General features: G+C 74.9%; 11 protein-coding genes and 1 pseudogene. 3 read left to right on the top strand and 9 right to left on the bottom strand.

Going from position 1 to position 13,837, the window contains the following annotated elements; translation table 11 throughout:
• Positions 1–383: 383 nt before the first annotated feature.
• Both ACIF6L_RS35940 and ACIF6L_RS35935 read left to right on the top strand, forming a co-directional pair.
• Positions 384–2,441 carry a molybdopterin cofactor-binding domain-containing protein gene (locus ACIF6L_RS35940; protein WP_396490770.1) on the top strand — a complete coding sequence of 686 codons (2,058 nt, stop codon included), beginning with the start codon at positions 384–386 and terminating at the stop codon, positions 2,439–2,441.
• A 71-nt stretch (positions 2,442–2,512) separates the two neighbouring features.
• Positions 2,513–2,959: pseudogene (locus ACIF6L_RS35935) on the top strand ((2Fe-2S)-binding protein); the annotation flags it as partial.
• Between the two features lie 219 nt (positions 2,960–3,178).
• On the opposite strand, the gene ACIF6L_RS35930 reads toward ACIF6L_RS35935, so the two are convergent.
• The 6 genes from ACIF6L_RS35930 to ACIF6L_RS35905 all read right to left on the bottom strand — a co-directional run bounded on the left by ACIF6L_RS35930 (position 3,179) and on the right by ACIF6L_RS35905 (position 8,241).
• Positions 3,179–3,712: a GNAT family N-acetyltransferase gene (locus ACIF6L_RS35930; RefSeq protein WP_396490771.1), complete on the bottom strand. Its 534-nt coding sequence runs from the start codon at positions 3,710–3,712 to the stop codon at positions 3,179–3,181.
• A gap of 90 nt (positions 3,713–3,802) precedes the next feature.
• Entirely contained in the window at positions 3,803–4,399 is a 597-nt protein-coding gene (locus tag ACIF6L_RS35925; RefSeq protein ID WP_396490772.1) for a TIGR03086 family metal-binding protein, read from the bottom strand.
• Positions 4,400–4,594: 195 nt separating this feature from the next.
• The gene (locus ACIF6L_RS35920; protein ID WP_329491113.1) at positions 4,595–5,344 is read right to left on the bottom strand and encodes an SDR family oxidoreductase; all 750 of its coding nucleotides are present in this window, start codon (positions 5,342–5,344) and stop codon (positions 4,595–4,597) included.
• A 94-nt stretch (positions 5,345–5,438) separates the two neighbouring features.
• Positions 5,439–6,131: a class I SAM-dependent methyltransferase gene (locus ACIF6L_RS35915; protein WP_396490773.1), complete on the bottom strand. Its 693-nt coding sequence runs from the start codon at positions 6,129–6,131 to the stop codon at positions 5,439–5,441.
• Between the two features lie 77 nt (positions 6,132–6,208).
• Positions 6,209–6,976: a transglycosylase family protein gene (locus ACIF6L_RS35910; protein ID WP_396490774.1), complete on the bottom strand. Its 768-nt coding sequence runs from the start codon at positions 6,974–6,976 to the stop codon at positions 6,209–6,211.
• 527 nt (positions 6,977–7,503) lie between these two features.
• Positions 7,504–8,241: a LysE family transporter gene (locus tag ACIF6L_RS35905; protein ID WP_396490775.1), complete on the bottom strand. Its 738-nt coding sequence runs from the start codon at positions 8,239–8,241 to the stop codon at positions 7,504–7,506.
• Positions 8,242–8,310: 69 nt separating this feature from the next.
• Here ACIF6L_RS35905 and ACIF6L_RS35900 point away from each other — a divergent pair, with 69 nt between their 5' ends.
• On the top strand, positions 8,311–8,742 hold the full coding sequence (locus ACIF6L_RS35900) for an Lrp/AsnC family transcriptional regulator (RefSeq protein WP_329491109.1): 432 nt from the start codon (positions 8,311–8,313) through the stop codon (positions 8,740–8,742).
• Between the two features lie 31 nt (positions 8,743–8,773).
• Here ACIF6L_RS35900 and ACIF6L_RS35895 read toward each other — a convergent pair whose 3' ends face one another.
• From ACIF6L_RS35895 to ACIF6L_RS35885, 3 genes are all read right to left on the bottom strand, one after another.
• Positions 8,774–9,442, bottom strand: a complete 669-nt coding sequence (locus tag ACIF6L_RS35895; RefSeq protein WP_329491108.1) for a response regulator transcription factor — start codon at positions 9,440–9,442, stop codon at positions 8,774–8,776.
• Between the two features lie 104 nt (positions 9,443–9,546).
• A complete protein-coding gene (locus tag ACIF6L_RS35890; protein ID WP_396490776.1) occupies positions 9,547–11,232 on the bottom strand; it encodes a histidine kinase in 1,686 nt (561 codons plus the stop codon).
• A gap of 116 nt (positions 11,233–11,348) precedes the next feature.
• Positions 11,349–13,775, bottom strand: coding sequence for a SpoIIE family protein phosphatase (locus tag ACIF6L_RS35885; RefSeq protein ID WP_396490777.1), 2,427 nt, complete (start codon positions 13,773–13,775; stop codon positions 11,349–11,351).
• Between the last annotated feature and the right edge of the window lie 62 nt (positions 13,776–13,837).

Here is a 13,837-nt window from a genome sequence, read left to right as displayed (position 1 = left end):
GTCCGTATCCGCCCCATCCGACATCCCCGCAGATGCCCGTTCCGGCCCGAAGTGCCCGTGTTGACCGGCCAGTAACCCCCTCCTATGCTCGACCGCGTTCGTGATCCGGCACCGGGGCCGGGGCCGCCGAGGCCGCCCGGCCGGAGCCGACCCCGGCTCGAAGGGCTCCTGCCATCAGCACCTCCGTCGCATCCCCGGACAGCGGGCGGGACACCGCCGCCCAGGCCGCCGCCGACCGTGCCGCCAGGCCCACCGGCCGCCGCCGCTTCCTCACCTATCTGCTGGCCGCCCCCACCCTCACCGTCGCCGCCCGGGCCGGACTCGACGCCGCCGCACCCGCCACCGCCCACGCCGCCGCCGAACGGGCCGCCGAGGCACCGCAGTTGCTCGGTCTGCCCGGCATCCCCGACATCCTGGACCTCGGCGACGCGCTGATCGTGGCCGGACTGCCCACCGCCCACCTGCTGGTCCTGGAGATCACCCCCGACGGCCGCGCCGCGCTCCACCTCCCCCGGCTGGAGGTCGGCCAGGGCCTCACCACCACCATCGCGATGCTCGTCGCCGACGAACTCGACGCCCGGCTCGGCGATGTCGACGTCCCGCTCTCCGACGGCCGCCCCGACCTGCTGTTCAACCAGCTCACCGGCGCCTCCAACTCGGTCCGCTCGCTGTACGACCCGGTCCGCGCGGCGGCCGCCGCCGCCCGCGCCCGGCTGGTCACCGCCGCCGCCCGCCGCTGGTCGCTGCCGGCCGACACGCTGCGCACCGCCGACTCCGCCGTCCTCGCCCCCGACGGCCGTCGGGCCGGTTACGGCGAACTCGCGGCCGAGGCCGCCGCCGTGGCCGTCCCGGCCGTGCCCGCCACCCCGAAGCCGGCCGACCAGCAGCGCCTGGTGGGCCGGCGGACCGGGCGGATCGACGCCCGGTCCATCGTCACCGGCCGCGCGAAGTACGCCGGCGACCTCGCCGTCCCCGGCGCGGTGCCGACCGTGGTCGCCCGCCCGACCACCATCAACGGCACCCTCAGGTCCCTGGACGCCTCGGCCGCCCGCACCATGCCCGGCGTCCTCGGCGTGGTGCGGATCCCGAGCGGCGTGGCCGTCCTGGCAGAAACCTTCGACCAGGCGCTCAAGGCCCGCGACGCGCTCCGCACGTCCTGGAACCCCGGTCCGGTCGCGGCGCTCTCCGACGCCGACATCCGGGCCCGACTCCGCGCCGCCCACGCCCCGTTCCTCGTCCCGCCGCTGCTCACCCAGTACGTGGACGGCGAGTTCGACTTCGCCTTCGTCAACCACGCGCCCATGGAGGTGCTGACGGCCGTCGCCGACGTGCGCCCCCACCGGGCCGAGATCTGGTTCGCCTCGCAGACCCCGATCGTGGCCCAGCAGACCATCGCCGCCGAACTCGGCCTGCCGCAGGACGCCGTCACCGTCCATGTGGTGCGCGGCGGCGGCTCGTTCGGCCGGCGGCTGTTCTTCGACGCCGCACTGGAGGCCGCCCAGATCTCCCGGGCGGCGGGCCGCCCGGTCAAGCTGATGTGGACCCGCAACGACGACATGCGCCACGGCCGGATGCGCCCCGCCAGCCACCACCGGGTGCGCGCCACCTACGGCCTGGGGCAGGTGCTCAGCTACGAACACCGGGTCGCCACCGTGCGGACCGACTTCCGGCACGGCCTCGGCGAGGCGCTCACCGCCGCCGGGTTCAACCTCTCGGTGGCCGGGATCAGCCTCGCCCAGGCCTTCTTCCTGCTCAGCGAGAAGAACCCGTACAACGTCGGCGTCCCGACCCAGTTGCTCTCCGAGGTGCCGCTGGAGGTGCCCACCGGCAGCTGGCGCTCGGTCTACTCGGGCACCGTCCGGGTCGCCGACGAGATCATGATGGACGAACTGGCCCGGCGGCTCGGCCAGGACCAGGTCGCCTTCCGCCGGGCCCGGCTGCGCGACGCCCAGGGCCGGGCCGTCCTGGACAAGGTCGCCCAGGCCGGCCGGTGGGGCCGCCCGATGCCCGCCGGCCAGGCCCAGGGCATCGGCTACCACGACGAGAACGGCGGCCGGGTCGCCTACCTGGTCGAGCTGGACGCCTCCGACCCCCGCCGGCCGCGGGTCACCCGGGCGGTGATCGCCGCCGACGTGGGCCGCGTGATCAACCCCAGTGGTCTGGAGGCCCAGTTGACGGGCGCGCTGATCGACGGCATCTCGGTGATCCTCCGGGCCGGCAACCACATCGACCACGGCGCCGTCCGCGAGGGCAGCTTCTCGGACTTCCGCTACGCCCGGCAGCGGGACACCCCGCCCTCGGTCGAGATCCACCTGCTGCCGCCGAGCGGCCCACCCGGCGGCGCGGGCGAGCTGGGCGTCCCGGCGGCCTCGGCCGCGGTCGCCAACGCCTACGCCCGCGCGACCGGAACCGCCCCGCGCTCCTTCCCGCTCGACTTCTGACCCGCCGCCCGCACTCCCCCGGTGGCTCCGGTCCGCCGCCGCCACCGACCTCTTCGAAGGGCCCGACCCCCATGCCCAGCCACACCTTCGTCCTCAACGGGCAGCCGGTCACCGTCGAGGCGCCGGACGACATGCCACTGCTCTGGGTGCTGCGCGACAAGCTCGGCGTCACCGGCCCCAAGTACGGCTGCGGGGTCGGTGTCTGCCGCGCCTGCACCAGCCACCTGGACGGCGAGGAGTTCCAGCCGTGCACGGCGGCGGTCAAGGACTGCGCCGGACGGACGGTCACCACCATCGAGGGCCTCGCCGACGGCGAGGTCCTGCATCCCGTCCAGGAGGCCTGGCTGGAGTGCGACGTCGCCCAGTGCGGCTTCTGCCAGCCCGGCCAGATCATGACGGCCGTCGCCCTGCTGCGCCGCACCCCGGCGCCGACCGACGCCGACATCGACGGGATCCAGAACATCTGCCGCTGCGGCACCTACCCGCGGATCCGCGAGGCGATCAAGAAGGCCGCCGCCGCCCAGGCGGCCCCCGCACCCACGGCGACGACCGGTTTCGCACCCGGACTCGTACCCGTGTTCACCACCCGGGCCACGGCCGGGCCCGCACCGCGCCCCACACCCTGAGCCCGGCCCGGGACGGACCGGCCACACCCTTGCCGAACCGGAACGTCTCGGCCCGGCCCGTGCCGACAACGGTGGCCGCGCCCTTGCCCGAATGGGCCCGCACCAGCGAGATCACCGTCCATCGCCGGGATTCGGCCGCCATTCCGCTTCGAGGATGCCGAACATCTCGGAGTCCCGCCAGCCGTCCCGGATCAACGCGGTGTGCCGATGCCGCCCTTCGTACGTCATGCCGAGCCCGGCCAGCAACCGGGCCGACGCGAGGTTGCGGGGGTCACAGGTCGCGTAGATCCGGTGGAGTCCCAACTCCCCGAACCCGCGCGACAGTAGCTCCCGTCCGATCGCCGTGCCCACGCCACGCCCCCAGGCCCTCGGGTGCACGATGTAGGCGATTTCGCCCTGCCGATGGCGAATGTGCAGCTCACCCATGCCGACGAGTTCGCCCTCGAAGCGGGCGACGTAGACGTATCGCTGCTGACGGGCGTGCGACCAGGCGTCGACGGCGGTCTGCACGAACGCGCGCGTCTGGTCCTCGGTGTTCGGCCCCCACGCCTGGTAGCGACAAGCCTCCTCAAGGCCGGCCCAGGAGTGCACGGCCTGCCAGTCGTCGAGCACGGGCTTGCGCAAAGTCACCGCGGATCGGGTCATCGGCGGATCCTGCCGGATTCCGTACGGGCGGGAGCCGGAGCCGGTTGGTCCGGGCGCCGGCCACCGGCGACCGGCCACCCCGCCCGCGGCTCAGCGGGCCTCAGGGTCCCGGCCGAAGAAGGCGGCCAACCGGTCGTAGACCGGAGCGTCCTCGGGCGCGGCCACCTCAGGGCCGAAGGAGTGGTGCTCCTCCTCGCTGCCCCGGTACTCGGGGCGCAGCGCGCCGCGCCCCCAGTCGAGCGCGGCCCGCCCGACCTCCTGGTCCAGGCCGGCCGTGGACTGGCCGGTGGAGCGGGCCACGTCCCAGCCGTGCACGGCGAACTCGGCGATCTGCTGGTCCAGCGGGAAACGGGCGGGCAGGTGCGTCCCCCCGGGGAGTTCGATGACGCCGTCCAGGTCGCCGGCCGCGCGCCAGGCGGCCACCAGCTCTTCGGCGCCGGCCTCGAAGGCGTGCAGCCAGTCGCCCTCGACCCGGTCGAAGGGCTGTGACCAGTCCGGGTCGCCGCCCTCGGCCCGGAGGGTGAACTGCCGCAGGTCGAACAGGAGGTGGCTGACGAGCTGGGTGACGTCCCAGGAGCGGCAGGTGCTCGGGTGGATGCCCTGCTCGGCATCGATGCCGTCGATCAGCCCGGCGGTCTGGGCGAGGGCCCGGGCGAGCAGGTCGATCGGGTCTTCCGTTGCGGTCATGGCACACCTCTTCGCTTCGGGGCGGGCGGTCGGACCGGCCGATCGTAAGCGGGGGGACCGACAACCGGCCCGGCGCAACACCGCGCCGGGCCGGCCGTCGCCCCGTTCGACCGGCCCGCCGACCGCCGGCCGCCGGCCGACCCGAACGGGCCGGACCACGCCGGATCAGGCCCGATCAGGCCGGACCACGCCCGATCAGGCGGCGAGGCCGCCGTCCACGGCGATCTCGGCGCCGGTGATGTACCGGCCGTCCTCACCGACGAGGTGCGCGATGGTGGCCGCGACGTCCTCGACCCGGCCGTAACTGCCGAGTGCCGTCAGCCCGCGCTGGAACTCCGCCGACGGACCGTCCGCCGGGTTCAGCTCGGTGTCGATCGGGCCGGGGTGGACGACGTTCGCGGTGATCCCCCGCGGGCCCAGCTCGCGCGAGAGCGCCTTGGTGAGACCGATCATGGCGGCCTTGCTCGTCCCGTAGAGCGTGGCACCGGGGAAGGCCACGTGCTTCGCGACGCAGCTGCCGATCGTGACGATCCGCCCGCCCTCGGCCAGGTGGGCCGAGGCCGCCTGGGCGTAGAGGAACGGCGCCCGGACGTTCACCTCCAGCACCCGGTCCACGTCGTCGAGCGTGAGCTCTTCGATCGGGCCGAGCACGCCGACGCCGGCGTTGTTGACCAGGATGTCGAGCCGCCCGAAGCGCTCGGCCACGGCCTCGACCACGGCCCGGACGGCCTGCGGGTCGGCACTGTCCGCCCGGACGGCCCAGCCGCGCCGGCCCATGCCGGTGATCTTGGCCGCGACCGCCTCGGCCCGCTCCGCACTGCCCTGGTAGGTGACCACGACGTCGGCGCCGTCCTCGGCCAGCCGCAGGGCCACCGCCTCCCCGATCCCCCGGCTGCCGCCGGTCACCAGGGCCACCTTGCCGTCGAGCTTCGCAAGCTGGGTCATCGTCATATCGTCAGAACTCCTTGACTCGTTCGCGGACATGACTCAATCCTCGACCGGCGCCGCCCACGAGTCCGGCGGTATTCGGACGTCGCGTTCAATCTTCAACAATCGCCTGTTCCCGGTAGTACGAGGCCACCGCGGGCTGGCCGGTCCAGTTCGGACCGGCCGCCGGGTCCGCCCCCAGGTACCCGAACGGCAGGCGCACGGTCCGCGCACCGTCCAGCACCAGCAGGTGCCGCCGGGCCCGGTACTCGAACCCGGCCGCGCGCAACGCCGTCAGGACGGCGCGCGCGGCGCTCGATCCGTCCACCCGGCGCACCGAATCCGGGTCGAAGTGCGCGGCGAACCGCCCGTCCGGCACCAGCCGGCCCGCCGCACGGGCGATCGCACCGAGCTGGTCGCCGAGGTAGTGCAGTCCGTGCACACAGGTGATCAGGTCGTAGGCGCGCTCCGGCACCCAGTCCGCAACCGCCGCCGTCACCAGCTCCAGCCGCGCCGCACCCGCCGGCAGGGCGGCCGGCGGGGCCGACGGGCCCACCAGGTCGACACCGGTCAGCACGCTCGCGGTCGGCAGCCGGTGGGCGGCCTCGACGAGCGCCCGCCCCTCCCCGCTGCACAGGTCCAGCCAGCTGGGGGCGCCGCAGCGGCCGCCCAGCCACCCGGCCGGGTCGAAGCCCAGCTCCCGGGTGTAGCTGTTGACGCCGCTGAGCCCTCGCTCGCGGTTCATGGTGTTGTTGGCGACCACGTCCGAGCTGGTCAACTCGCCGTCACCGATCAGTCGGGGCATGGCGTCGACCCTACCGACGCGCCCGAGCGGCCGCCCCTGGACGGGGCGGCCGCTCGGTGCGAGGTGCGGGGCGGGCGTCAGACGCTGAGGGTCTGACCCGGGAAGATGAGGTCCGGGTTGCCGCCGATCGCCTTGACGTTCTTGGCGTGCAGGCTCGCGGTGTCGGTGCTGAACTTGGCCGCGATGTCGCTCAGGGTGTCGCCGCTCTTGACGGTGTAGCTGCCGCCGGAGCCGTTCCGGTCGGCGGCGGCCGGCTTGGCCGGCTTGGCGGTGTCCTGGGACTTCCAGGACTGGGTCTTCTGCGACTTCTGGGCCTGGTCGCCCTGTGCGGCCTTGCCCGGGGCCTGCTTCGCCTGCGGGGTCTGCGCAGGCTTGGCGGGCTTGGCCGGCTGCTGCGCCTTGGGGGCGGCCTCGGCGGCGGTGTCGACGGCCGCCGGGGCGCCGCCCTTCGCCAGACCGGCCTTCGCCGAGCAGACCGGCCAGGCGCCGGGCCCCTGCGAGGCGAGCACCTTCTCGGCGACCGAGATCTGCTGCGCCTTGGTGGCCTGGTTGGCCTGCGAGGCGTAGGCGGTACCGCCGTACGCGGCCCAGGTGGACGGGGTGAACTGCAGTCCGCCGGAGAAGCCGTTGCCGGTGCTGATGCTCCAGTTGCCACCGCTCTCGCACTGGGCGACGGCGTCCCAGGTCGAGGTGGACGCGGCGGAGGCCGAGGTGGCCGTGACGAGGCCGGCCACCGGCAGGGCCGCGACGGCCCCGCCGACCAGCACCAGACGGGCACGGCTGCGGCGCTTCCCGGCGGTGGTGGTGTTGGTGGTGGCAGCGGCGGTCTCGTTACGGATCGTCATGAAAGTCCTCTCGACAAGCCCCGGGCGGGCAGGCGGAACCAGACCCTTGGCAGGGCCTTCGCGCTCACCTCACTCGACGGGCGGCCGGGCACGTGTCGGACGTGCCGCGCCGCCCCGGCCACCCTCGCTCGCCGACGGCCTGTTCGAGCCGATCGCGTCAACGGGCACGGCCCTCGCGCCGGGGGTCAGTCGGCGGGCTGTGCGTCGGGGGTGAACCCGGGTGGTGCTCGTTGCACCGCCAATGAAGCTACGGCCCCACCCGGGGCGGCTTCAAGCAATTCTTGGACGCCGCAGGTCAGTTGACTGTTACCGGCGGTATCGATCATGAAACTGTGCCCGAAATTTGCGTGTTTGACCGCATTTTCAAGATCGAATGATCAATTTCCGTGCCATCGCTCACACCTGTCCATCTGTGAGGCCCCCCACACCGTCGACACAGAGCAATGGCGGGCCGACGGACCGTCACCACCGCCACCGGAGTTCCCGGTTCCGCGGGCCGCCCCCGTGGCATCGCCCACACCTGTCACTCAGCGTGGCCACGCCATGCGCAGCGCGTAGCACACGACCAGTCCGTACCCGACGCAGTAGCTGAGCGCCCGGGCCCGCGGCGAGAGTCGCGCGCCCACCGAGACGCCCACCGCCGCCAGCCCCTGCTGCCAGAGCAGCGAGGCCACCAGAACCCCGGCGACGAAGGCCACGCCACCCGGGCCGCCCCGCGGGCCGCTACCGCCCGTGACCAGGGCGGCGAAGTAGAGCGCGGTGGTCGGATTCACGGCGGTCAGGGCGGTGAACCGCAGGAAGGCCCGGACCGGAGGGCCCGCCGGCCCCGCCCCACCCCCGCCCGCCGCGCCCACGAAGGGCCTGCCGCCCCTGGCCGCCCTGCCCGGGCCCGCCGGCCCGCCCGGTGCCCGCCGCAGCCCGAGCAGCCCCCGGACCGCCACCACCACCAGCACCACCGCCGAGCCGATCCGGGCCCAGGACTCCCAGCCGGCGGAGGTCGATGCCCATCGGGAGCCGAGCGCCGTGGCGAGCGCCGCGTACGCCGCGTCCACGCAGGCCACCGCGCACGCCGCGCTCACCGCGGCCGCGCGCCCGCGCCGCCCCTCCTCCAGCAGCAGCACCCCGACCGCCCCCAGCGGCACCGCCACGCCCAGCCCCGCCCCGACGCCCGCCAGCGCCGCCGCCGCGGGCCCCGCCGCGGCCGCCACGGCCTGGATCGGGTCCGTCGCCGTCACCCCGGCCCCGAGGGCCGTCCCGAAAGTCATGGCGCCACCGTGGCCCACCCGCCGGGACAACGGCGGCCGGAAACCGGCCAGGGCCGCGACAATCGCGGTATGGATGCCCTCGACAGCGAAATCATCGGCGAACTGCGCGCGGACGCGCGGATCTCCTACCGCGACCTCGGCGCCCGGGTGGGCCTGAGTGCCAACGCGACGGCCGACCGGGTCCGCCGGCTGGTCCGCAGCGGTGTGATCCGGGGCTTCACCGCCCTGGTCGACCCGGCCGCCGACACCGCCCGTCCGGGCCTGACCGTCTTCGTCGACGTCCGGCTGCGGCCGGAGACGGACAGCGACGCCTTCGAGACCACCGCGCTACGACTGCCCGGCGTCACCGAGGCCGCCCATGTCACCGGCGAGTACGACTACCTGCTGCGCGCCCGGGTGGCCGACGCCGCCGGACTCGACCAGCTGCTGCGCCGGCTGAAGCACGAGGCGGGCGTCGCCCACTCCAACACCCGGCTCGCCCTGCGGATCGCCACCCGCTGACCGGGGACCCGGCACCGGGCACCCGGTCGGGTCAGATCCCGCCACCCAGCCCCGCGTCGCGCGCCAGCAGCGCCGCCTGCACCCGGTTCTCGCAGCCCAGCTTGGCCAGGATCCGGCTGACGTACGTCTTCACCGTCGCCTCGCTCATGTGGATCCGGGCGCCGGCGTCGGCGTTGGAGAGCCCCTCGCCCAGCAGGGCCAGCACCTCCAGCTCGCGCGCGGTCAGCACCTCCAGCCGCTGCCGGGCGGACGCGCCCCGGGCCGCGGCCGGGCCGCTGCGGGCGCCGGCCAGCGAGTCCACGATGTACCGGGTCGCGGCGGGAGAGAGGAAGGCGTTCCCGGTGGCGGCGGCGCGGACGGCCTGGATCAGCTCGGCCGGCGCGGTGTCCTTGAGCAGGAACCCGGCCCCGCCCTCCGTGACGGCGCGCAGGACGTTGTCGCGCTCCCCGAAGGTGGTGAGGATCAGCGCCCGCGCGCCGGGCACCACCCGGCGCAGCTCGCCGAGGGCGGTCAGCCCGTCCATGACCGGCATCTGGATGTCCAGCAGGACGACGTCGACCCGGTGGGCCAGCGCGAGGTCGAGGGCCTGCCGGCCGTCCGCGGCCTCGGCGACCACGTCGATGTCGTCGGCGGAGGACAGGATCATCCTGATCCCGGCCCGGATGAGCGGCTCGTCGTCGGCGACGAGGACTCGGATCACTGCTGGTCATCCCCTCGATGTGGTGCGGGTGGCGCTGCTCGCCACCATCCTCACATCTCGCGGGCCGACCGGTCACCGGCCCGGGCGGCCCCGGTGGCGAGGCGTCAGGACCGGGCCGGGTAGTGCTGCTTCTCCAGCAGCACGCCGTCCTTGAAGCAGAACCGCGCCACCTCCTCCTCGCTCCCCAGGCCGCCCGTGGTCCCGTAGACGAAGTAGCGGCAGGAGGAACCGGCCGGCGGGGTCGGGCCGCTGCCCTCGTAGTCCTGGGTGAAGAGGCTGTTGCCGATCGGGAGGCGGCCCCCCACCTCGGCCTCGGGAGTGCCCTCCTGGAGCGAGTCGTACAGCCCGCGCGGCACGGTCGCGTCGCCCGCGGCGCCGATGAAGGCCATCACACCCCAGACCAGCAGGCCGAGCACGGTGAGCAGCACCACCACCCCGCCGACCGCGCAGCCGATCGCCGGGCTGCGCCGCCGCCGGTCGCCGGACCCGCTCCCGACCTCCGGCAGCACGTCCCGCACCCAGGCCTCCTCCGCCCCGGCCGCGCCCGGGGCGGCGGCCGGATCGCCGCCGGCCCCCTCGTAGGGGAGCACCGCGGCGAGCCGGAACCCGGCCTCGGCGGTCGGCCCGGCGTGCACCATCCCGCCGACCAGCCGGGCCCGCTCACGCAGTCCGGTCAGCCCCTGACCGCCGCTGACCGGCGCGACCCGGCCACCCGCCGGCACTTCGGCCGGCTCCGGGGCGCGGGGGTTGGCCACCTCGACCACCAGGGCGTCCGGCTCGTAGCGCAGCGCCACCGAGATGGGCGCGCCGGGGGCGTGCTTGTGCGCGTTGGTGAGCGCCTCCTGGACGATCCGGTACGCGGCCTGGCCGACGCTGGCGGCCGCGGGTCGGCGCTCGCCGTCCTCGCCGAAGGAGACCGTCGTCCCGGCCGCCCGGGAGGACTCGACCAGCTTCTCGATGCCCTCCGTGCCACCGGTGCGCACGGTGGCGCCGGCCGGCCCGCCGACCGGGGCCGGCTCCCGGGCGCTCGACTCGTCGTGCAGCACGCCGACCACCTCGCGCAGCTCGCGCATCGCGGTGACGGCGGCCAGCCGCAGCACCCCGACCGCCTCCCGCTGCCGGTCGGACAGGGTGCGGTCGACCTCCAGCGCGCCGGAGTGGACGGAGATCAGGGCGAGCTGGTGGCCCAGGCTGTCGTGCATGTCCTGGGCTATCCGGTGCCGCTCGCGCAGCCTGGCCTGGTGCGCCACCATGGCACGCTCGCGCAGCAGCTGCTCGTTGCGCTCGCGCAGAGCGTCCAGCAGTGCCCGGCGCTGGGCCCGGTAGCGGCCCCAGAGCGCGGGCAGCACGGCGATCAGCAGGAACCCGCCCAGCGAGAGCCCGATCGTCAGCTTGATCGGCGTCGCCCCGGCCTCCTTCACTACGCTGACGGCCGTCGTCAGCAGGAAGGCACCGGCGAACGAGCCGGCCAGCACACCGACCCGCCTCACCCGGGCGCCGGCCGACCAGCCGGCGAAGACCAGCAGCGGCAGTGTCCCGCCGAACCAGCCGCAGGCGCCGGCCGCGAGCAGCAGCACGGTCGAGGGCAGGGCGCGCCGGAGCAGGAAGAGCACGGCCGCCCCGAGGCCGACGACCGGCCAGAGGCAGGTGTGGGAGACCACTTCGATCAGCGCCGCGAGCGCGCCCACCAGCAGCGCGCCGACGGCCTCCCGGGCCACCGTCCAGGGCCGCCAGGGCCCGGGCAGCGCCGCTCGTACCGCCCTCGACCAGGCCTTCGCTATCGCGTCCACGCCGCGAGGTTAGCGAAGCGGCCCGCCCGGGCACCGCCACCGTTCGTCGTTGCCCGCCCCGACGAAAGTCGCGGGCCCGACGGAAGTCGCGGGCTCCGTCGGCGGCTGCGGCCGGCTCACCCGTAGGCGGTGAGCATCAGCGCCACGTCGTCCACCCGGTCGGTGGAGCCGACCTCCTGCAGCAGTCGCTCCGCCAGCCGTTCCAGTCCGTCCTCCGCGTCGCCGGCCGCGCCGGCCGGTCCGGTGAGGGCGTCGCGCAGCCGGTCCACGCCGTGGTCGATCTCCACCGCGGGGTCCTCGACCAGCCCGTCCGTGTAGAGCGCGAGCAGCGAGCCCGGCGCCATCCGGAACTCGCTCACCGGGTACTCGGCCCAGTGGTCGACGCCGAGCAGCGGCCCGCCCGCCACGTACAGCGCCTCGGTGCTGCCGTCCGGGTGGCGCAGCACCGGCGGGAGGTGGCCGGCCCGGGCGATCCTGGCGGTGCCGTCGGCGGGGGTGAGCCGGATCAGGCAGCAGCTGGCGAGCAGCCCGGGGTCAAGATCGAGCAGCAGCCGGTTGGTCTGCGCGAGCACCTGGTCCGGCGGGTGGCCGCTGGCGGCGAAGGCCCGGACCGCGCTGCGCAGCTGACCCATGGTGGCGGCGGCGCCGACGCTGTGGCCCTCGACGTCGCCGATCACCAGGTTGAGGTCGTGGCCGGTGACGATGGCGTCGTACCAGTCGCCGCCGATCTCCATCCCCTGGGTGCCGGGCAGGTAGCGGGCGGTGATCCGGACGTTCTCCAGGCGCGGCAGCCGGTGCGGCAGCAGGGCCTGCTGGAGGCCGCGGGCGAGGGCGAACTCGGCGTCGTAGAGCCGGGCCCGCTCCAGGGCCTGGGCGATGAAGCCGCCGAGGGCGGTGAGCAGCCCGCGTTCCTCCAGGGTGAAGGAGCGGGACTCGTCGAAGCCGATGATGCAGCTGCCGACCGGGTGGCCGGAGGCGATCAGCGGGAGGAACGCCCAGGCGCGCATCTCGTCCAGGGCGATGCCGGGGTAGGCGGCGGCGAGTTCGTGGACGGACTCGAAGAAGATCGGTGTGCCGGAGCTGAGCGCCTCGGCGCCGGGCACCCGGGCGCCGACCGGGGTGCCCTCGAAGCGGTCCAGGAAGCCGTCCGGGTAGCCGCTCTGGGAGACCAGGTGGAGGCGCTTGTCGCGGACGGTGTAGATGGCGAGCTCCTGGCCGCCGAAGGCCGGCAGGATCTGGTCGGCGACGGCCCGGCAGACCTCCCGGACGGTGACGGCCTCGCTCAGCGCGCTGGCCAGCTGGAGCAGGTGGTACATAGCCCCGACGCTGGTCCGGGCGCCGGGCGGGGGTTCGGCCGGCGGCTCCGGCGCGCCGGAGGGCGGCTCGGCGGCGACCACCCGACCGGTGACGCCGTGGGTGTCCGGGTAGAGCGAGAACGCCAGCCAGCCGTCCGGCGGGCGGGCCGCGAGGAAGGCGGTGGGCTGCTGGGAGACCATCGCGGCGCGGTAGCGGTTCTCGTAGACCGGGTCGGAGAGCCAGGGCAGCACGTCCCACGGATGGTGGCCGACCAGGTCCTCGCGGCGGGCGTGCAGCAGCAGCTCGACGCTGCGGTTGGCGTAGGTGATCCGGCCGTCCGGGTCCAGCGAGAAGACGCCGTCGCGCAGCCGCTCGACGGCTTCGGCCGCGGCGGTGCCGGTCCGGGTGTCCAGCACGGCGCCGACCAGGTGGGTGCGGCCGTCCGGCCCGGCCGTCTCGGGCACCCTGCCCCAGAACTCGACCGGATAGGGGTGGCCGTCGTGGTCGAGCGCCCGGACCCGGGCGGCCAGCATCCGGCCCTCGTCCAGCGCGGCCCGGGCGGCGGCCCGGAACTCCGGCAGGTCGCCGGGGGCGATCCGGGTGGTCAGGGTGGCCGCCCGGCCGTCGAATTCGGCGGGCGACATCCCGAAGATCTCGCAGAACGGCTCGTCGACGGCGAGCGCCCCGGTGGCCAGGTTCCAGTCGAACAGGCCGACCCTGGTGGTCGGCGGAGACGGTGGCGCCAGCTCGACCACGGCGGTCTCGCCATTGGGTTCGATCAGCCGCCCGTTCCCGTCCAGCGCCGCCAGCGCGGCGGCCAGCCCGTCGGCCACCGACCGCAGGTGCCGCTGCGCGCCCGCCGGCACGCCTTCGTCCGAGGCGGCCCAGAGCACGCTGATCACCCCGTACGTCTCCTTGCCCGCCTTGACGGGCACGCAGGCGGAGGCGAAGTCGTAGGGCATGCCGACGGCCATCTGCGGGAAGCGCCGCATGGTGTCCTCGGTATCGGCCAGCGCGATCACCCGGCCGGTGCGGAAGCTGACCGCCACCGGCATCGGCCCGGCCGCGGCGATCCGCCGGTACTGGGCGATGATCGACAGCGGCACGCCCGCGATGGTGCAGAGCACCAGTGAGCGCCGGTCCCGGGCCCGCAGGTAGACCATCCCGCCGTACGCGTCGGTCTCGGCGAGCACCCTGCGGACGGCGGTCGCGAGCAGCGCGTCCCGCTCGTGCGTCGCCCCGGCCACGGCATCGCGCTCCCGGGGGCGGCGCGCGTCGGGTCGCGTCGCCCGAGTCCCGCCGGTCACAT

The organism is Kitasatospora sp. NPDC086009 (assembly GCF_044540385.1).
GTDB lineage: Bacteria > Actinomycetota > Actinomycetes > Streptomycetales > Streptomycetaceae > Kitasatospora.
Note: the sequence above shows the minus strand (reverse complement) of the source record. Positions and strands in the feature narration are given on the sequence as shown.

Coding starts and splice junctions, on each gene's coding strand:
- ACIF6L_RS35925 (WP_396490772.1), bottom strand. CDS start 4,399: ATGACCGCAACGGAAGACCCGATCGACCTGCTCGCCCGGGCCCTCGCC.
- ACIF6L_RS35930 (WP_396490771.1), bottom strand. CDS start 3,712: ATGACCCGATCCGCGGTGACTTTGCGCAAGCCCGTGCTCGACGACTGG.
- ACIF6L_RS35920 (WP_329491113.1), bottom strand. CDS start 5,344: ATGACCCAGCTTGCGAAGCTCGACGGCAAGGTGGCCCTGGTGACCGGC.
- ACIF6L_RS35910 (WP_396490774.1), bottom strand. CDS start 6,976: ATGACGATCCGTAACGAGACCGCCGCTGCCACCACCAACACCACCACC.
- ACIF6L_RS35905 (WP_396490775.1), bottom strand. CDS start 8,241: ATGACTTTCGGGACGGCCCTCGGGGCCGGGGTGACGGCGACGGACCCG.
- ACIF6L_RS35900 (WP_329491109.1), top strand. CDS start 8,311: ATGGATGCCCTCGACAGCGAAATCATCGGCGAACTGCGCGCGGACGCG.
- ACIF6L_RS35915 (WP_396490773.1), bottom strand. CDS start 6,131: ATGCCCCGACTGATCGGTGACGGCGAGTTGACCAGCTCGGACGTGGTC.